General features: G+C 34.6%; 13 protein-coding genes and 2 pseudogenes. 10 read left to right on the forward strand and 5 right to left on the reverse strand.

Annotation, left to right across the window (positions count from 1 at the left end):
• The first annotated feature begins 266 nt into the window (after window positions 1–266).
• Window positions 267–2,723 (forward strand): annotated as a pseudogene (locus CL818_RS05040) (T9SS-dependent M36 family metallopeptidase).
• A gap of 4 nt (window positions 2,724–2,727) precedes the next feature.
• Window positions 2,728–3,048, forward strand: a pseudogene (locus tag CL818_RS05045) (T9SS type A sorting domain-containing protein).
• A 54-nt stretch (window positions 3,049–3,102) separates the two neighbouring features.
• On the opposite strand, the gene CL818_RS05050 reads toward CL818_RS05045, so the two are convergent.
• Complete coding sequence (locus CL818_RS05050) at window positions 3,103–4,878, reverse strand: 1-deoxy-D-xylulose-5-phosphate synthase (protein ID WP_286972006.1); 1,776 nt, start codon at window positions 4,876–4,878, stop codon at window positions 3,103–3,105.
• A 73-nt stretch (window positions 4,879–4,951) separates the two neighbouring features.
• Here CL818_RS05050 and CL818_RS05055 point away from each other — a divergent pair, with 73 nt between their 5' ends.
• The 8 genes from CL818_RS05055 (at window position 4,952) to CL818_RS05090 (ending at window position 15,383) form a co-directional block, all read left to right on the forward strand.
• Window positions 4,952–5,401, forward strand: a complete 450-nt coding sequence (locus tag CL818_RS05055) for a nucleoside deaminase (protein WP_286972010.1) — start codon at window positions 4,952–4,954, stop codon at window positions 5,399–5,401.
• 135 nt (window positions 5,402–5,536) lie between these two features.
• On the forward strand, window positions 5,537–6,154 hold the full coding sequence (locus CL818_RS05060; RefSeq protein ID WP_502692212.1) for a TIGR04282 family arsenosugar biosynthesis glycosyltransferase: 618 nt from the start codon (window positions 5,537–5,539) through the stop codon (window positions 6,152–6,154).
• Window positions 6,155–6,216: 62 nt separating this feature from the next.
• Window positions 6,217–9,432 (forward strand): SusC/RagA family TonB-linked outer membrane protein, encoded by a 3,216-nt coding sequence (locus CL818_RS05065; RefSeq protein ID WP_286972014.1) that lies wholly within the window; start codon window positions 6,217–6,219, stop codon window positions 9,430–9,432.
• Between the two features lie 35 nt (window positions 9,433–9,467).
• Window positions 9,468–10,910 (forward strand): SusD/RagB family nutrient-binding outer membrane lipoprotein, encoded by a 1,443-nt coding sequence (locus tag CL818_RS05070; RefSeq protein ID WP_286972017.1) that lies wholly within the window; start codon window positions 9,468–9,470, stop codon window positions 10,908–10,910.
• A gap of 29 nt (window positions 10,911–10,939) precedes the next feature.
• A complete protein-coding gene (locus CL818_RS05075) occupies window positions 10,940–12,274 on the forward strand; it encodes an SLC5/6 family protein (protein ID WP_286972020.1) in 1,335 nt (444 codons plus the stop codon).
• Window positions 12,259–13,083, forward strand: a complete 825-nt coding sequence (locus tag CL818_RS05080; protein WP_272972734.1) for a metallophosphoesterase family protein — start codon at window positions 12,259–12,261, stop codon at window positions 13,081–13,083. The genes CL818_RS05075 and CL818_RS05080 overlap by 16 nt, the downstream gene beginning before the upstream one ends.
• Window positions 13,084–13,143: 60 nt before the next feature.
• Window positions 13,144–14,454 carry a hydroxymethylglutaryl-CoA reductase, degradative gene (locus CL818_RS05085; protein ID WP_272972733.1) on the forward strand — a complete coding sequence of 437 codons (1,311 nt, stop codon included), beginning with the start codon at window positions 13,144–13,146 and terminating at the stop codon, window positions 14,452–14,454.
• Between the two features lie 2 nt (window positions 14,455–14,456).
• A complete protein-coding gene (locus tag CL818_RS05090; RefSeq protein ID WP_272972732.1) occupies window positions 14,457–15,383 on the forward strand; it encodes a GYDIA family GHMP kinase in 927 nt (308 codons plus the stop codon).
• A gap of 49 nt (window positions 15,384–15,432) precedes the next feature.
• On the opposite strand, the gene CL818_RS05095 is transcribed toward CL818_RS05090, so the two are convergent.
• The 4 genes from CL818_RS05095 to lptC form a co-directional block, all read right to left on the reverse strand.
• Entirely contained in the window at window positions 15,433–17,535 is a 2,103-nt protein-coding gene (locus CL818_RS05095) for a peptidylprolyl isomerase (RefSeq protein ID WP_272972731.1), read from the reverse strand.
• A gap of 96 nt (window positions 17,536–17,631) precedes the next feature.
• Entirely contained in the window at window positions 17,632–18,921 is a 1,290-nt protein-coding gene (locus tag CL818_RS05100) for a hemolysin family protein (RefSeq protein ID WP_013186605.1), read from the reverse strand.
• The gene (locus tag CL818_RS05105; RefSeq protein WP_272972730.1) at window positions 18,921–19,115 is read right to left on the reverse strand and encodes a hypothetical protein; all 195 of its coding nucleotides are present in this window, start codon (window positions 19,113–19,115) and stop codon (window positions 18,921–18,923) included. The genes CL818_RS05100 and CL818_RS05105 overlap by 1 nt, the downstream gene beginning before the upstream one ends.
• A gap of 31 nt (window positions 19,116–19,146) precedes the next feature.
• On the reverse strand, window positions 19,147–19,713 hold the full coding sequence (gene lptC, locus CL818_RS05110) for an LPS export ABC transporter periplasmic protein LptC (RefSeq protein WP_013186607.1): 567 nt from the start codon (window positions 19,711–19,713) through the stop codon (window positions 19,147–19,149).
• Between the last annotated feature and the right edge of the window lies 1 nt (window position 19,714).

The raw sequence follows: 19,714 nt of genomic DNA on the forward strand, positions 1-19,714 counted from the left end.
AGGTGTTTATTGCCTAACAAAAGACAGCTATGGTAGAGAATTGCGAAATTCTGTGTAGGACTTAAAAGGTTGAAATGCAAAAATTATAGCTAAAATTACATTGTTGATTTTCATAAAGTTAAAGTAGTAACAAAAGAATAAGGATAAATTAAACTTTACGACTCATTTATTATGTTCGCTATCTAATATCATGCAATTTGTCATGATTTAGAAACTATTTTACTTAAAAAATACATAATATGAAAAACAAGTACACATCAAGTTTTATGGTGCTTTTTTTAGCCTTAGTATCCTTTATAGGTACTGCTCAGGATAATCAAAGTATCATTAGCTCTTATTTAGCTAAAAATGCTCCTTCACTAGGATTAAATTCGTCAGATGTTTCAGAATTTACAATTACTAGTGCAACAACTCTTTCAAACAAAGAAGTAAAAGTTGTTTACTTATTACAACGTATAAATAATGTAAATGTTTCTGGTGCTAGTGCAACAGTTGTTATTAAAAATGGCGAAGTGCTTAGCTTTAAGCACGGTTTTGTTTCAGACCTATCAGCAAAAACAGATATTTCTTCAGCAAGCCTTTCTCCGGTACAAGCAGTAAATTCTGCTGCAAATCATTTAGGCCTTCAAGGTGAATCAAATGTAATGGTAACAGACTATAAATCTCGTGAAGATTTATTAATAGAAAATGCTACAGATACTAACTATGAAGCACCACTTTATTACGAAATTTCAGATAATGACAGGTATATACTAACCTATGAGGTTATAGTAAAAGATCCTAAAGGTGCTTGGTGGAATGCAAAGGTAAACGCGAGCAATGGTCAACTTTTAAATAAAGTGAATATGACTATTACTTGTAATTTCGACCTTCCTTACGAAACAGATGCTGTAATAAACAACCATAAATCTCATTCTCATACAGTAGAGAAAAATGGACAATCTAATTTGGTAGATTCTTACTCTAAGATTTCACCATTTAGTGCTTCTGCTTCATCTGCATTAGTTTCAGACGGTGCAATTTATAATGCCTATCCACTACGTGTAGAGTCTCCATTACATGGTGATCGCGTAATATTAAATGACCCTTCAGCTGTAACNCCAGATTTAGATGGTTTAGTGCCTTCTCCTTTTGGATGGCATGATGTTGATGGTATGGCAGGTGCAGAATTTACAACTACACAAGGAAACAACGTTTCAGCTTACTTAGATACAATGGATAATGATGCGCCTACTGGCCCAGAAGTATTTGTAGATGGTGGAGCAAACTTATTATTTGATGATGAAATTGATTTTAGTTTAGAACCGTCAGAATACAGACCTGCTGTTATTACAAACTTATTTGTTTGGAACAACTATATGCATGATGTTTGGTACAACTACGGTTTTGATGAATCTAGTGGAAACTTTCAAGAAGCAAATTATGGTCGTTTTGTAGATGATGGTAGTGCATTTGGACCAGATGGAGATTCAGTTAATGCTGAAGCCCAAGATGGTAGTGAGCTAGCAGCACCAACGTTAAACAATGCAAACATGGCAACCTCTATGGATGGTTCTAATCCTAGAATGCAAATGTTCTTATGGGGAGCTGCGCCATTTGGCGATTTCTTAGAAGTAATCTCTCCTACAGATGTAGAAGGTTCATATTTCGCATCTCGTTTTCCTTTTGTTGATATTCCAAGAATTGAAAATGGTGAAGATCAAATTAGAGCTAATATCGTAGTAGTGCAAGATGATGGTACTCCATACTTAGGAGATGATGGTGGTACACCTGGCGCTAGTACAGAATCTAATGATGGTTGTACTGCATACTTAAATGCAGCAGATATAGACGGTAACATTGCAATTGTAAGAAGAGGTGTTTGTGCCTTTGCTACAAAAATTAGACGTGCTCAAAATGCGGGTGCTATTGCTTGTATTATAGTTAATAATGTTGAAGGTGAAGGCCCAGTTAATGGTGGTGGTACACCAGATGAACCTATTACAATACCTGCTATCTCAATTGGACAAGTACAAGGAGATGCTATTATCGATATAATTGATGCTGGTGGTACAGTAGATGGTCGTGTTATTGACAGAGGACCATTATCTGCAACTGTTATGAAAGATGGTGATGTAGATCAAGGTATTATAGCTCACGAATATGGTCACGGTATTTCTACTCGATTAGTTGGAGGTAGAGACCAATCATTATGTCTTTTAAGCTTAGCTGTTGAAGAGCAAATGGGTGAAGGTTGGAGTGACTGGTTTGCATTAGTTATGACACAAGAATTAGATGATACAGCAGTACAACCAAGAGGTATTGGTACATATGTTTTAGGACAAGACCAATTAGGTTCTGGTATTAGACCAGCACGTTACTCTACAGATTTTGCAGTAAACGATTATACCTATGGAGATCTTCCGAATGATGAAATAACTGTACCGCACGGTGTTGGATTTGTTTGGTCTACAATTCTTTGGGATATGTATTGGGCATTTATAGANGANTATGGNTTTGATGCAGATATNTANAATGGTACTGGTGGTAACAATATGGCTATGCAANTNGTAATNGATGGTCTTAAANTANTGCCTTGTGCACAACCAGGTTTNGTNACAGGNAGAGATGCTATTTTAGANGCAGANNANNTGTTNTATGATGGTGNAAACGAATGTTTAATTAGAAAAGCATTNGCAGATCGTGGTGTNGGNGCATTAGCANTACAAGGTNCTAGCAAATAGNAGAATGGANCAANTTGAAGACTTTACAATAAGTGANCCGCTAGGAACAGATTGTGATGCGGTATTAGCTACTAANNATGTNGATANNACAATNTTNNCAATNTANCCTAATCCNTCTAACGGAAACATAAATATTAATTCAAACAAAAANAANGGCTTAGCNAAAGTTGANATGTTTGATATTAATGGTCGTAGAGTTTTAANTACTCAGATAGACCTTACAAATACNGGTAATGTNAATGCTACNCANTTAACANCTGGTATTTATGTNATTAAAGTTAGTACAGANANNTCTGTACACACTCAAAAATTAGTAATTAAGTAAGTAGTTTGATAGTTTAGTTNTAAAAAGNGGAAAGTGTAATGCTTTCCTCTTTTTTTATAATAAAGAAAGTATNTTNTCTTTAATATGATGTGGTGTTAGACCACAAAGTGCATATAGCTNTTCTACTTTTCCATGATGTATAAAAGTGTCTGGAACGCCTAAAACTTTAATATTAGTATTGTAAGAATGCTCGTTTGCAAACTCTAAGATGGCAGAGCCAAAACCACCCGAAATTGTACCGTCTTCAATAGTTACCAAAGAGTCGTAANTTTTAAAAATGGAATGTAGTAACGTTTCATCTAAAGGTTTTACAAAACGTAAGTCATAATGACCAACGGCAGCTTTATGGTTTTCATTTAAACTAGANATAGCCTTGGTAACCTGCGTAGCAATAGCTCCAATTGAAAGTATAGCAATTGTTTTACCTTTTTTAAGCTGAACACCTTTACCGATAGANATCGGATTAAATTCTGTTTTCCAGTCTAATGTATTTCCTCTGCCTCTAGGGTATCTTATTGCAATTGGTAGGTCTAAACCTAAGGATGCAGTATATAATATTTGTCTAAGCTCAATTTCATTTCTAGGAGCAAAAATTATAAGATTTGGAACAGCTCTTAAATAAGCTAAATCAAAAACACCGTGATGTGTAGCACCATCTTCTCCTACAAGTCCAGACCTGTCTAAGCAGAACACAACTGGCAGCTTTTGCAAAGCCACATCATGTATAACTTGGTCATACGCTCTTTGTAAAAATGTTGAATATATATTGCAAAAGACAATAAATCCTTGTGTTGCCATTCCTGCAGAAAGCGTAACAGCGTGTTGCTCTGCAATACCGACATCAAAAGCACGATCTGGGAAGGCTGTCATCATATACTTTAAAGAACTACCTGTTGGCATTGCTGGAGTAATCCCTATAATTTTTAAATTTTCTTTGGCTAACTCTACTAAAGTAAGTCCAAAGACATCTTGATATTTTGGAGGTAAGATAGCATCGTCTTTTGGGAGTAAGTCTCCAGTATGCTTATCAAACTTTCCTGGCGCATGATATTTAACTTGGTCTTCTTCTGCTTGTTTTAGGCCTTTGCCTTTGGTTGTAATTACGTGAAGAAATTTAGGTCCTTTTTTCTTTTTTAGTGTTTCAAAAGCAGTTAATAAAGCATCAATATCATGACCGTCTATAGGNCCATGATAATTAAANTTTAAAGCTTCAATAATATTATCTTGTTTAGGTTTTTTNCCAACTGTNGCTCTNGTTAAGTAATTTTTTAAAGCACCTACGCTAGGGTCAATACCTATTGCATTATCATTTAAGATTACTAATAAATTNGCATNAGTAACACCAGCATGATTTAAGCCTTCAAAAGCCATGCCGCTAGCTATAGAAGCATCTCCTACAACTGCAATATGTTGTTTTTCAAAATCACCTTTAAGATTTGAAGCAATAGCCATACCCAATGCTGCAGATATAGCTGTTGAGCTATGTCCNACACCAAATGTGTCANATACACTTTCACTNCGNTTTGGNAAGCCACTTATNCCACCTATTTGTCTATTGGTGTGAAAAACCTCTTTTCTTCCAGTTAAAATTTTATGTCCGTANGCTTGATGGCCTACATCCCAAACNAGTAGATCTTGTGGTGTATTAAATGCATAATGCAAAGCAATGGTAAGCTCCACCACACCAAGACTTGCACCTAAGTGTCCTTCTTTGGTTGCAACAACATCAATAATAAACTCACGTAATTCTTTTGCAACTTGTGGGAGTGCATTTGGTTGAAGTTCCCTAAGGTCTTCTGGTAAATTTATTGCAGTTAAATACTTAGACATATGTGCAAATTTAAGATATATAAACACAGTTTAGCAGCGTAGTAGTCCAAATTTAAAATCCTATTTTTGATGTATGTTACAACCATTTGACGATACTTATTTTATGAAGAAAGCCCTTCTTGAAGCAGAAGAGGCTTANGAAAAAGGTGAAATACCTGTTGGCGCAATTGTGGTTGCAAATAATACAATTATAGCAAGAAGCCACAACCTTACAGAGCTTTTAAATGATGTAACNGCACANGCNGAAATGCAAGCAATAACATCTGCAGCAAATCATATTGGTGGTAAATACCTTACAGATTGTACTTTGTATGTTACTTTAGAGCCTTGCCAAATGTGTGCAGGAGCGTTGTATTGGTCACAAATTTCAAAAATTGTGTTTGGCGCAGAAGATACTCAGCGTGGCTACAGAGTTATGGGGACAAAGTTACACCCAAAAACCAAAGTATTATCCGGAGTTTTAGCAGAAGATGCATCATTACTTCTCAAGCGTTTTTTTATTGAGCGTAGAAATTTAAATTAGTACAACTCTAATTTTATTAACGTATCTTTAACAACTACAGTTTACGTTTTATAGTAACTATAGTTAATAATGCAGGGACAAACAGCAATTTTAATCTTCGCAAACTCATCTCAGGTAGATTTGGGAAGAAAAGGTATGTTAGGTGATAAGGGTTTATTTAACACCTTAAATGCACATACACTATCAATTGTAAAGTCTACAAAGCTTCCGTATTTTCAGTTTACAGAACATGAACAAGTTGGAAACTCTTTCGGTGAGCGATTTACTAATGCTATAAAGTGGGTATATGCTAAAGGATTTGACAATGTTATTACAATTGGAAATGACACACCACATTTAACTGCTAAAACACTTTTAAATACTCACANACTTTTAGAAAACAANACTTGTGTTCTAGGACCATCAACAGATGGTGGTTTTTATTTAATGGGACTTCATAAATCTCAATTTAATGAAGGNCTGTTTACAAAACTACCGTGGCAAAGTAGTAAGCTATCAAAAAGCATAACGTTACTGCTGTCTGCNTTTAAAGTTGAGGTTATAAGACTAGAAACTTTGCAGGATATAGATGCTGAAGAGGACATAAAAAATGTCTTACGTTTTAGCAGAAGTTTAAACAAGCACATATTAAATTTACTAAGGTCACTTATACCTTATTTTATGCAAATTTTCAGCACGAAAAATTTGCAAATAAGTCATTTTCACTCGTACTCATTTTACAATAAGGGTTCACCATTTGGATTGTCAATTTAGTAAAGCCTTCAATTTTGTTGGAGCACCATTAAATAAACCAATCTTTTTAGAATCCAAAAACAATGAAACAACTTTTCATTGGCTTTGCGTTATTGCTTTCTGCAATGAGCTTTGCCCAAACTACTATTACCGGAACTGTTACAACCACAGCTTCTGGAGAAACAGTGCCATTTGTAAATGTTATTTTAAATAATAGCACGACAGCTACAACTACAGATGATAATGGCCGCTACAGTATCGACATAAATTCAGAATTAGATGTCCTTAAATTTTCTNCTTTAGGCTTTATTTCTCAATCTATAACAGTTGGTAACAAGACCATAATAAATGTAGCANTANAAGAATCTACAACAGACCTAAATGAAGTTGTAATTACGGCTTTAGGATTTAAACGAGAAACCAAAGAGTTAGGATATGCCGTACAAAGTTTAGGTAGTGATGATATTCAAGAAGTTAAAGCTGTAAATTTTCTAGATAATTTAAGCGGAAAATTAGCAGGTGTTACTATAAGTCAAGGAGCAACAGGTGTTGGTTCTACTTCAAAAATAACAATACGAGGTGAGGCTTCATTTTCTAATAACAATCCCTTATTTGTTGTAGACGGTACACCTATTAATAATAATACGGTTTTTAATTTCACAAATGAAGCAGCAGCAGGTTTTCAAGAAGTAGATTTTGGTAATGGTGCTATGGAGGTTAATCCAGATGATATCGCTTCGGTTTCAGTATTAAAAGGGCCAAGTGCAGCAGCACTTTATGGTACTAGAGCATCTAACGGCGTTATTGTTATAGAAACTAAGAATGGAGCAAACAAAAAAGGCTTAGGAGTAAGTTATAATACNAGCCTTTTTATAGATACTGCATTTAGGTTGCCAGATTTTCAAAATGAGTANGGCCAAGGAAATTCTGGAGAGTTTGAATATGTAGATGGCTTAGGTGGCGGTATAAACGATAATATAACATATTCTTGGGGNCCAAGGTTAGACCAAGGCTTACTCATACCACAGTTTGACAGTCCTGTTGTACTTGCTAATGGNACAATTGTAAGAGGTGGCGATACTTCTGTTTATGATGGNCAACNAATAACTCCTACAGCATTTAATTCAAATCCTGATAACCTTAAGGATTTTTATGAGACAGGTGTAACAACAATTAANAACCTATCAATAGCTACTGGNTTTAATACTGGAGATTTTAGGTTATCTCTTACAGACTTAAGAAGTGATGGTATTATTCCTGGCGTTAACTTAGACAGGCAAACCATATCTACAAAGCTAAATTTTACACCAACTCAAAAAACAAAAATCACNTCTAACATAAGTTATGTAAACTCTCAAAGTGATAATAGACCATCAAATGGATATGGTAGTGAAAATGTAAATTACTCTTTAGTAGCTTGGGGACCAAGATCTTTAAATATAGATAGCTTAAGAGATTACTGGCAACCTGGTTTAGAAGGTGTACAACAATACTCTTTTAACTACACCTTTTTTGACAATCCATATTTTATCCTTTTTGAAAACAGAAATAGTTTTAATAGAGATCGTGTTTTTGGAAATGTTTCTATCAAACATAATTTTACAGAAAAGCTAAGTGTTGCAGTAAGATCTGGAATGGATTACAGTAATGAAAAACGCCAATTCTTAAGAAACTTTAGTTCAAATAGATTTAAAAATGGNGCGTACGCAGAGCACGATGTTTTTTTTAGAGAAATAAATACAGATATCTTAGTAAACTATCAAGATATTGTTGGAGACCTTTCTTTTGATGTGTCTTTAGGAGGAAACAGATTAGATCAAAATGCATCTACCAAACAATCTCAAACAACTAATTTAGCACAACCTGGTATATTTAGTCTTAACAATGCAGCTTCTCCTATTGAAGTGTTTCAGTTTGAGTCTCAAAAGCGAATCAATTCTATTTATGGCTTGGCAAAATTTGGGTATAAAGACTANCTATTTTTAGACATTACAGGAAGAAACGATTGGTCTAGNGCATTAGCAACTCCTTTTTCGGTAGATGGNACATCTTTCTTTTACCCTTCAGCTTCAGCAAGTTTTATATTGTCTGAGGTAGCAACGCTTCCAAGCATATTTTCTTACGCTCAGCTAAGAGCAAGCATAGCACAAGTAGGTAATGATACTAACCCATACCAAACCTCAGGAACGTTTGTCTCTCAAACCCCATTTAATAGTCAACCTACATTTAGCAATCAGGATTTAATTCCAAATGCAAACCTAAAGCCAGAAAGCACCACATCTTATGAGGCAGGTTTTGATGTTCGTTTTTGGAGAGATCGTCTTAATTTAGATTTTACNTATTATAATGCATTAACTAAAGATCAAATAATATCATTACCNATTGGTATATCCTCAGGATATAACCAACAGGTAGTTAACGGAGGAAAAGTTCGAACANAAGGTGTTGAAATTATTGCAGGCTTAACACCAATCATAACAGATAAATTTAGGTGGACAACCACATTTAATTTTAGTAAAAGTGTTGCAACTGTTGAAGACTTACCACAAGATGATGGTCGCCTAACTTTAGGCTTAAGTAGAATTTATGACAGTGCTAACCAAACGGTTTTCTTTCAAGTTGAAGAAGGTGGTCGCGTAGGTGATTTTTATGGAACAGGCTATCTTAAAAACGAAAACGGCGATTTTATCCTAANCGATGANGGAAGATATATTGCAGATAATAATTTACAGAAACTTGGAAACTATAATCCAGATTTTATGCTAGGATGGAACAACCAATTCTCCTACGGTAACTGGAATTTGAGCTTCCTTTTTGATTGGAGACAAGGTGGCGAAATTGTATCTAGAACTAGAGCTTTAGGTAATGTAGGTGGACAATTGGCAGAAACTGCTTTTAGACCTGAAGGCGGCATTATAGCTCAAGGTGTTGTAAATACGGGTACTGCAGAAAACCCTAACTATGTTCCTAATACAACTGCAGTAACTGCCGAAAGCTACTACCGTCAATTTTATGACAGAAACCACGAAGAAAATAATATATACGATGCCTCTTATTTAAAGCTAAGACAGTTTTCTGTGGGTTATACCTTTAAATTAAATGATGGATTTATAGGACTTAAGGAAGGTGTAGATGTAAACCTTTCCTTAGTTGGAAGAAACTTATTTGCTATTACAGAAAACCCGCATTTTGATCCAGAGCAATTAGCCGTACAAGGACAAAGTTTTGTAAGTGGTGTAGAAGATATGAGTTATGCCACAACAAGAAGTATAGGTTTTAAAGCCGGATTTAATTTCTAATAAACACACTCGTTTGAGTGTTAAACACATACACAATGAAACATTTAGTATACATATTAAGCCTGTTTTGTCTATTAGGATTAAGCAGTTGCACCAAAGATTTTGAAGATATAAACACTAACCCGAACGCACCTAATTCAGTCCAGCCAAGTTTATTACTACGTCAAGTAATTTATGATTTTGGTGAGCAGATGAGTTATGAGGGCTTTGTGGCTGGAGATTTACTGTNACAACATCGTACAGCACTAGACTTTAATTTGTTTGACAGGCACGCATTAAAATCNCCACAACTAGGAGGAAATCCTTGGCCAATTTTTTATACAAANTTAAGAGATAACGAAATTATTATAAACCAATCTCAGAATGTTGAAACGTTTGCNGTATATGAAGGTCCTGCNCTAATAATGAAAGCTTATATGGCAGGTNTCCTAACAGATTTATTTGGAGACGTTCCTTATTCAGAAGCATTTAATGGTATAGATGGTACAGTAAAACCTAGCTATGACTTACAGGAAAATATATACAATGCAGAAGATGGCATATTTGATAATCTAGAAAAAGGAGTTGCAGCAATTAATGCATACCAAGGTGCAATACCTTTAGAAGGAGACATTCTTTTTAACGGAAATCTTCAGGCTTGGATAAAATTTGCAAATTCATTAAAAATTAAACACTTAATGAGAGTGTCTAATAAAATGGATGTGTCTTCAGAGTTACAAGCAATTTTTAATGAAGGCAATTATATTTCTTTAAACTCAGAAAATGCAATATTCAATTTTACGGCAACAGAACCAAACAGTTTTAGGCTAGCACAACTTAGAATAGGAGATTTTAACAATTTCGTTTTATCTGAAACTATGGAAAATGTACTTCAAGATCTAGAAGACCCAAGATTAGGAACATTTTTTAGACCATTCGATAATTCAGATTCTGGAGAATTTAACGGCTTAATTAATGGGATAGATGCTTCTCAAACAAGTATTGCACTANCAGATTATTCAAGAGCTGGCACNTTATTTAGAGAAGACACGTCTGGCTTAGATGCTAACTTTTCAACAGCTTGGGAAACAAATTTTTTCTTAGCAGAAGCTGCAGAACGTGGNATAATAACAGCTAACGCTCAACAACTATACGAAATAGGTGTACAGCAAGCTTTTGAGTTTTGGCTTACAGATCTTCCAGAAACATATTTAACTACTGGAAATGCTGCTTATGGCAACACAGGAAANAACTTATCGCAGATTCTAACCCAAAAATGGATAGCTAATATNATAAACGGTTATGAAGGTTGGACAGAATGGCGCCGAACAGGTTTCCCAGAATTTATGCCTGTAGATGCTAGCTTAAATGATGGGCTTATTCCTGTAAGAATGCCCTATCCATCTGAGGAAGAAGCTCTAAATGCAGATAATTATAATGAAGCTGCATCTGCTACAAATGGGAACAGTATTAATGCAGAAGTTTGGTGGAACGAGTAATTATTGGCTTTGCCTAAAAATTAAAACGTATGAGTGTAGANTACTGGCAATGGATTTTAGTAATAGGCTCAAGTCTGTTATTATTTTTNTTATCACCATTAGCAAAAAATGCATCAGANTTTTTTAAAGCAACTCACCGCAAAAAGGCTCCTAACGCATTAATGCTAACNGGAAGCCTTATAATCTCTTGGATTTTTGCTAAAAGCATTACNAATGCTGCAAACTTAGGATTAGATTATGGTATTGTTGGTGGTGTTGCATATGCTGGTTATTACTTAAGTTTTGCTGTTGCTGGTTTAATAATATATAAGATTAGAGTAAANGGTGGCTTTAGCAGCATACACGAGTTTTTAACTACAAAATTTGGAAAAGGTGCTGTTGCACTTTTCTCTATACTTATATGCATACGTTTATTTAATGAGGTGTGGAGCAACACTATAGTTATAGGAACTTATTTTGGAGATCAAGGTACACAAGCTTATTATTGGTCAATTTTAATATTCACAGCGCTTACATTAGCCTATGCATTAAAAGGCGGTTTAAGTAGNTCTATTTTTACAGATGTTATACAAATGGGGCTTTTTGCCATTTTACTCTCAGTTATCTTAGGCGTAATATTTACAGCAGAAGATTTTACNATAAAAGATGCCGCTACTTCTGGAACTTGGTCGTTAGACTTAGGTCTTAATTTATTTTTCGCAGCACTCATACAGTCGTTTAGTTACCCATTTCACGACCCTGTTCTTACAGATCGTGGTTTTTTGAGTTCACCAAAAGTTACACGGCGTAGTTTTATAATGGCAAGTATATTGGGCGCTATATGCATTATAATGTTTAGCATTATTGGGGTGTATGCACAAAGTGAAGGTTTTAAGGGTCAAGCAGCAGTTGAGGTTGGTAAGGCATTTGGTGTGGTTATATTATTGGTTATTAATTTTATAATGATTACTTCTGCAGCGTCAACATTAGACTCTACGTTTTCATCATTTTCTAAATTATTGGCTGTAGATCTTAATTTAGGAAACACATTAAAATTTGGTCGTTTGGCAATGATAGCAGTTGCTATCTTAGGAACCATACCAGTTTTTTTAGATGCTGAAATATTATCTGCTACCACAATTTCTGGAACTATGGTTATTGGGCTTACACCTGTTTTCTTATTCTGGAATACAAAGGTTCCTAAACTAAGCTTTTACCTAAGTGTGTGTTGCGGATTAGTATTTGGCTTTTTACTTGTTTTTGGCTGGTTTCCTGAAGCTCTTAAATTTTCAACCGGAAAATATGCAGATTTACTCTGGATTAATGTCTGGGGAATACTATGTTGTATGATGTTATATATGTTACCGAAATGGATAAAAAACTAACAGATTTAGGGACTGTAAATGGTAAAATGCTTTTGTTTGGAGGCGTTTATAGCAATTTACAAGCTCTTGAAGAACTTATAAGAATTGCAGATAAACAAGGTATACCGCCAGAAAATTGTATTTGTACTGGAGATATCGTTGGGTATTGCGCGCAACCAGAAGAGGTTGTTCAAACATTTAAAAAATGGGGCGCTAGGAGTATATTAGGTAATGTAGAGATACAGCTTCGTGATGGTGCAGAAGATTGCGGTTGTGATTTTAGAGAAGGTTCTAGATGCGATGGTTTTTCTCAACTTTGGTTTCCATATGCGCAAAGCAAACTCAGCAAATCCTCTTTAGATTATATAGCATCGCTTCCAGATCATATAACATTTAACTACGCTGGAAACCAAGTGGGCATTTTACATGGGTCATATTTTAATGTATCAGAGTTTATATACAAATCAACTAATTGGGAAGTTAAAGCACCAAACTTTTCAAAATTAAATGCAGATATAATTGTTGGTGGCCATTGTGGCTTGCCTTTTCAGCATTTGGAAAATGAAAAGTACTGGTTAAACCCTGGCGTTATTGGTATGCCTGCAAATGATGGCGAGCCACACGTTTGGTATATGACTTTTAATGACGATGGCTTATTTACATACAACCATCATACCCTTAAGTACAATTATAAATTAACAAGTTCTTTAATGCAAAATGGGTTGTTGCCAGAAGAGTATGCCAGAACCATAATTACAGGCATTTGGGATAACACAGAAATACTGCCTGCTTATGAAAGTGGCCTGCAAGGGTTTGGTATTGTGCTTTAAAGAGGTTAGTGTAAAAGAAACTAACCAAAACAATTATCTTTGCAGTCTTAAACTATTACTATGAGTAAAACCATTACTGGGTTTTCTAAGCTAAGCAAAGAAGAAAAAATTGATTGGCTAGTTACTACGTTTTTCGAAAAAAGTTCAAGCGCTGTACATATACTTAAACAATACTGGAACACCAATCAACAGTTACAACAACTGCATGACGAGTTTACAGAAAACACAATTTCAAACTACTATTTACCTTTTGGTGTAGCACCAAACTTTTCAATAAACGGGAAAAACTATGCTATACCAATGGCAATAGAAGAAAGCTCTGTTATAGCAGCAGCAAGTAATGCCGCAAAATTTTGGTTAAATAGAGGTGGCTTTAAAGCAGAAGTTTTAGATACTCAAAAAGTAGGGCAGGTTCATTTTACATTTCAAGGAAATGCAGAAATATTAAAGTCTTTTTTCTCTGAAGTTAAACCTAAATTACTGGCCTCTGTAGCAGCACTCACTAAGAATATGGAAAAGCGTGGAGGTGGCGTTTTAGATATTTCATTAGTTAATAAAACTGATGCTTTACACGGATATTACCAATTACATTGCACATTTGAGACGGTTGACTCTATGGGCGCGAACTTTATAAACAGTTGTTTAGAGCAATTTGCTGAAACTTTTAAGACTGAAGCGTCTTCATATGCAGCATTTAATGAGGAGTTACCACATATCGTAATGAGTATTCTTTCTAACTATGTCCCTAATTGTATTGTTAGAGCAGAAGTCTCTTGTCCTGTTGAAGAGCTTTCAGATTCTAAAATTCCTGACGGAAAAGAGTTTGCTGAAAAATTTATACAAGCCATAAATATTGCAGAAATTGAACCTTTTAGAGCCGTTACTCATAATAAGGGAATAATGAACGGAATAGATGCAGTTGTGCTCGCAACAGGAAATGACTTTAGAGCTGTTGAAGCAGGCATACACGCCTATGCTTCTAAAGATGGACAATATTCTAGCCTTACACACGCAAGTATTGATAATGGTATATTTAAATTCTGGATGGAAGTGCCTTTAGCCTTAGGAACCGTTGGTGGCTTAACAAGTTTACATCCTTTAGTAAAGTTAGCAATGCAATTATTAGGAAGTCCTAATGCAAAAGAATTAATGAAGATTGTTGCAGTTGCTGGATTGGCTCAAAACTTTGCTGCTATAAAATCTTTAACTACAACAGGAATACAGCAAGGCCACATGAAAATGCATTTAATGAATATTTTAAATCAGTTTAATGCTACTGCAGATGAGAAAATAGCAATGGTAAAACACTTTACTACAAATACTGTTAGCCATAGTGCAGTGGTTGATGCATTGGAAACTTATAGGTCTTAACTATGGTAGTAGAAAACCCTAAATATTTTTACAGTCCAGGTAAATTATTACTTACTGGAGAATATGTGGTTTTAGATGGTGCTAAATCTTTAGCAATCCCTACAACATTTGGTCAATCACTTAAAATAACTTCTATTCCAGAACAGGTTTTGCGTTGGCAAAGTGTAGATGTAAATAATAATATTTGGTTTCAAGCAGATTTTGAATTAGATACAACCTCAAAAGTAGTCACTAACTCAACTCTTGAAGTTGCCCAACGGCTTACACAAGTCTTACAAGTTGTTTGTGATTTAAATGATGGCTTTAAAGATAACTTTAAAGGAACACTTGCAATTACAGAGCTTGAATTTCCAAATAATTGGGGTTTAGGTAGTTCTTCTACGTTAATTAATAACTTAGCCAACTGGGCACAAGTTGATGCCTTTAAATTGCTTAAGCAAACTTTTGGAGGCAGCGGTTACGATATTGCTTGTGCACAACATAGAGCACCAGTTTTGTATCAACTAAATGATGGCTTAAATATTAGCACAGAGGTTTCTTTTAAGCCATCCTTTCATAAAGAGCTATTCTTTGTACATCTTAATAAAAAGCAAAACAGTAGAGACTCAATAAAGCATTATAGAAGTGTTCCTAAAGATACCTTACGTAATGTATTGTCGAAAATTTCTAAATTAACAGAACGTGTTTTAACTGCTAATTCAGTTCAGGAGTTTTCAGATACTTTAAATAAGCACGAAACTATAATTTCGCAACTTATTAAAACACCTACAATTAAGGAACAGCTATTTTCAGACTATCCTAAAACTATTAAAAGTTTAGGAGGTTGGGGTGGCGACTTTGTCTTAGTAGTGGGGAACCCAGAAGATAAAATCTATTTTAAGGAAAAAGGATACCATACTATTTTATCTTTCGCTGAAATGATTGCATAAAAAAACCTCCAACTTTAAATTGGAGGTTTTTTTTTGAATTAAGATTCTACTAGTAAAATCTAGATCTATTATCTTCAATCTCTGTAGCTTCTTTTAAAGCATTGTAAGCTTTAGTGTTTACTCCAGATGTTCTTTTATTAGATTCCTGAACTGAAAACGCTTTGTAGTTGTCTAATGGTGTAGCTTCGTTACGCTTTACAACTTTAACAACATACACTCCATTTTTACCTTGTAATGGAGCACTTGTAGCACCTTCTTTAAGGCTAAACGCTGCGCCAACAACTTCTGGCTCATTACCAGCACCTGTTAATGTTGGACTTTTAAGGTTTAGAGCGTTAGAAGTTTGAATTTGCACGCCTTGGTTTTGAGCAATTTCTGCTAAAGTATTTCCTTTAATACGAGATTTAAGAATCTCTGCTTTCTTATTATTCTTGATAATTGGAGTAGCAGTAATTGATGCATCTTCAACATTCATTAACCCTTTTTCATTCTCTCCAGTTACTTGCACTACAACATAACCTTGAGGAACGTCAAAACGCTTAACATCTCCAACATTAGTTTCTTCATTAAATGCCCAGCTTACAATAGAACGTTGTCTACCAACACCAGGAATATTTTCATCTAAAGCTTTAACACCTTTTACTGGTCTAGCAGTAAGATCACTAGATTTAGCTAACTCTGCAAAATCACCTTTTTTAGCTGCGATTTCAAACTTAGTTGTTTCAGCAAATAAATCGTTAGTAGTTTTTTCTGAAGCTTCAATCTCTCTTACTATTGTTGCAAGTTTAACAGCTTTTTCTTTATCTGTCTGTTCTTGTATGTCTATAATATGAAATCCGAATTGAGATTTTACAACTCCAAGATCTCCTTCATTATTTTGAAAAACATAATCGTTAAATACAGGAACCATACGACCTGGTGTAAAGAAGCCTAAATCTCCACCTTTTGCACCTGAAACCTTATCTGCTGAATAGGTAGTTGCAAAATCTGTAAACTTATTACGATCTCTTCTTAATACAGATGCAAGGCTATCTGCAAGTTGCTTAGCTTCTTCTTCTGTACGTTCAACATCTGTAGCAGTTTGTAAACCTGTATAAGATATTAATATGTGTCTTGCCTTGGCAGAATCTGGCATAGACTTAGTGTCTTCTAGTCTAGAAAGCTTTAAAGTGTTACCATCTCTGTATGGGCCATAAACCTCACCTTTATTTAAGTTGAATAATTCATCTGCAAAATCTTTAGGTAGGTCTTTTTTAAACTTGTAGTTACCATCGTAACGCACATCTGAGTTTGCATTAACAAAAGTCTCTAAGTTTTTAGAGTTTTTTAATCCTAAAAGTGTGTCTCCAGACTCTACTCTGTTTTCTGCCATTGCAGCAACTTCAGCTTTCATGTCTTCTACATCTGCATCTGAAGCTTTTTCTTCAAATAAAACATATTGTAAATCTCTACCAGCTTCGACAGTATACTTATCTGGGTGAGCTTTTATATATGCTTTAATTTCATCTTTGCTTACTTGTGCTTCACTTTCATCAACAGCTGTCCAAGGTATTTTTACATATTCTACATCAACAGTATTGTTTTCTAGTAAGTATGCTTGCTTACCTTCTAATAATGTTGCACCAACACCAGCTTTAATCATATTAAAGTACTGAGTTTCTTTAGCTGCTAAAGCAACTTGGTCTTCGTAGTTTTTCCACTGTTCGTAAGCTTGAGGAGAACTCGCTTTAATGTTAGCTAAATACTCTTGTAGTTTTTGCTCGCTAAACGTACCATTTTCATCAGAAAATGTAGGGTTACCTTCTAATTGTAAAGCCATTGTTGCTTTTAATTGTTCTGGGCTAACCTCTATACCTAGCTTTTCAAATTGCTGTGCCAATACTACTTCTCTAACTTTTGCATCGTAAACTCTGTTTACTGCTTGCATAGTAGATGCATTTGGTCCTAGTTGCTTAGAATATAAGTCAACTTGTTTAGCAAATTCTGTACGGTCTATATTTTCACCGCCAACTGTAGCTACTGTATTTTCACCTTTACCTGATGAAAAGCCGCCGTTTCTGATAACATCTGCTAATACAAATGAAAATAACGCCAATGCTATAATGATGATCAAGAAGATTGAGCGTTCTCTAATTTTGTTTAATACTGCCATTGTAATTTATTCTTTTGTCTTGAATAGTGGGCGAAAATAAGGTTTTAGCACATAACATGAAAGAAAATGTGTGTAAAAGTTACACGGTGTAAAGACCTAGTTTTCTTGGAGGTTATGTAGCTCTACTAGTTCTATTTTTGTGTTAGAAACTTCAAGAATGTGTAGTTTAAAGTTTTCAATTTCTACAATTCCGCCTTGTTCTGGAATGTCTTCTGTAAAGTGAACAATCATACCACCTAGGGTTTCATAATTTTCACTTTCAGGTAACTCTAGCTTATAGGCTTCATTAATATAATCTACTTCTAATCGAGCAGAAAATTTATACACATTATCATTAAGTACTTCTTCAGTAAGTATTACAGAATCATGTTCATCTTCTATCTCGCCAAATAATTCTTCTACAATATCTTCAACGGTAATCATGCCGCTTGTGCCACCATACTCATCTATAACTACAGCAATACTTTTTCTCTTTTTTATAAGTGTATTAAGAATATCCTTTATTAGCATAGTTTCAGGTACGAAAACTACTGGCATTAGAATTTCTTTTACCGTTTTAGGTTGCTTAAAAAGTTCGAATGAATGTACGTAACCTATAATATCGTCATTTGTGTCTTTGTACACTAGTATTTTAGATAGGCCTGTATCTGTAAATAATTTAATTAGATCTTTAGGTTCTGTAGTAATATCAACAGCAACAATCTCTGTACGTGGAATCATTACTTCTCTAGATTTTACTTCTGAAAACTCCAAAGCATTTTGAAAAATCTGTATTTCACTATCTACTTCTTCATGTTCCTCGATAGCCTCCATTTGTTCTGTAATGTAGTTACCAAGCTCTACTTTACTAAAGGCTAGCTGTACTTCATCTCCATCTGTTTTAAAGAATTTTTTTAATACAAGGTCTGAGACCCATATTACAAACGATGAAATAAAGCCAAATAAGATATAAAATACATATGCTGGTGCAGCAAATATCTTAAGTAAAGAATTGGCATAAATTTGAAAGAAGACTTTTGGTAAAAACTCTGCAGTAAGTAAAATTACGAGTGTAGAAATTATAGTTTGGGTGAGTAAACTAAGGTCTACAAAAATATATCGAAGTATCTCATTTTCTACAGGAAGCATGTTTTGAAACAATGCCAAGAGTAAATCGCCCATAAAAAATCCATAGATAACTAGGGCAATGTTATTGCCAACCAACATGGTTGCAATAAATTTTGAAGGTTTTTTGGTAAGACGTCTTAAGATATTGGCCAAGAAGCCGGCTTGCATCTTCTCTATTTCAATATGTATTTTGTTAGAAGATACATAAGCTATTTCCATTCCTGAGAAGAAAGCAGAAAGGATAAGAGATAAAACAATGATAATGATTTCAGAATGCATTATTCTTGACGATTGTTATCTTCAATTTTACGCCTAAATTTTCTTTTAAAAAAGAATAAAAATAGCGCAACTGCAGCAAACGCAAGAAGCATATAAGATCTGCCTCTGTCTGTTTCCCATATGCTTATAGCTTCACCAATAAACCAAACGGCTATGGCAATATAAGCGTATTCAAAAAATTTATAGAGTTTCATAATACTGTACAATAAGGTTGTAAAAGTACAGCTATTTTTCTTCTTCTTCTAAATACATGACACCAACGTCTGATCTGGATAGAAATTTGGTGAAATCCTTATTGCTGTCAAATCCTTCTCCATTTGTGGTAGAGCCACTAGGAAACAATGCAGTATAAGGTTGGTCTGTAAAGACCCATTGCTTTTGTTGGTCATAATATAATTGTTCTGCGTAGACAATAGTACTATCGCTAGTAACAATTTTTACATTTCCTTGTAAATCTATTAAGCCCGTTGGTTCATAGATTATTCCATAATCTGCATAAACTGTATTCTTTTTGTTACTGTCATCAAAAAAATCTACTGTTAATCCATCTGGAAATTCCCGATACGGAAATTCTTGATTTGAGTAATCTTTAAGTTTAGCACTTTTAAGGTTGGCTACCACTTTGCCAGAATCTGTATAAAAAAGATTTATCTCTTGTCCAATTGCCTGTGGGCCATCCTGTAATAACTCGAAGCTACGAACCTCGTTTAATTTTCCTTTACAAGAAAAAAGCATTGCTATAACAAAAGTTACAGCAATGCTCTTTATATATATATTATATGTGTTTTGCATT

This window comes from Croceibacter sp., from assembly GCF_002716225.1.
Classification (GTDB): Bacteria; Bacteroidota; Bacteroidia; order Flavobacteriales; family Flavobacteriaceae; genus Croceibacter; species Croceibacter atlanticus.

Excerpts from the sequence above, each read along its gene's own strand:
- CL818_RS05080 (WP_272972734.1), top strand. The coding sequence starts at position 12,259 with ATGGATAAAAAACTAACAGATTTAGGGACTGTAAATGGTAAAATGCTT.
- CL818_RS05085 (WP_272972733.1), top strand. The coding sequence starts at position 13,144 with ATGAGTAAAACCATTACTGGGTTTTCTAAGCTAAGCAAAGAAGAAAAA.
- CL818_RS05090 (WP_272972732.1), top strand. The coding sequence starts at position 14,457 with ATGGTAGTAGAAAACCCTAAATATTTTTACAGTCCAGGTAAATTATTA.
- CL818_RS05095 (WP_272972731.1), bottom strand. The coding sequence starts at position 17,535 with ATGGCAGTATTAAACAAAATTAGAGAACGCTCAATCTTCTTGATCATC.
- CL818_RS05100 (WP_013186605.1), bottom strand. The coding sequence starts at position 18,921 with ATGCATTCTGAAATCATTATCATTGTTTTATCTCTTATCCTTTCTGCT.
- CL818_RS05105 (WP_272972730.1), bottom strand. The coding sequence starts at position 19,115 with ATGAAACTCTATAAATTTTTTGAATACGCTTATATTGCCATAGCCGTT.
- lptC (WP_013186607.1), bottom strand. The coding sequence starts at position 19,713 with ATGCAAAACACATATAATATATATATAAAGAGCATTGCTGTAACTTTT.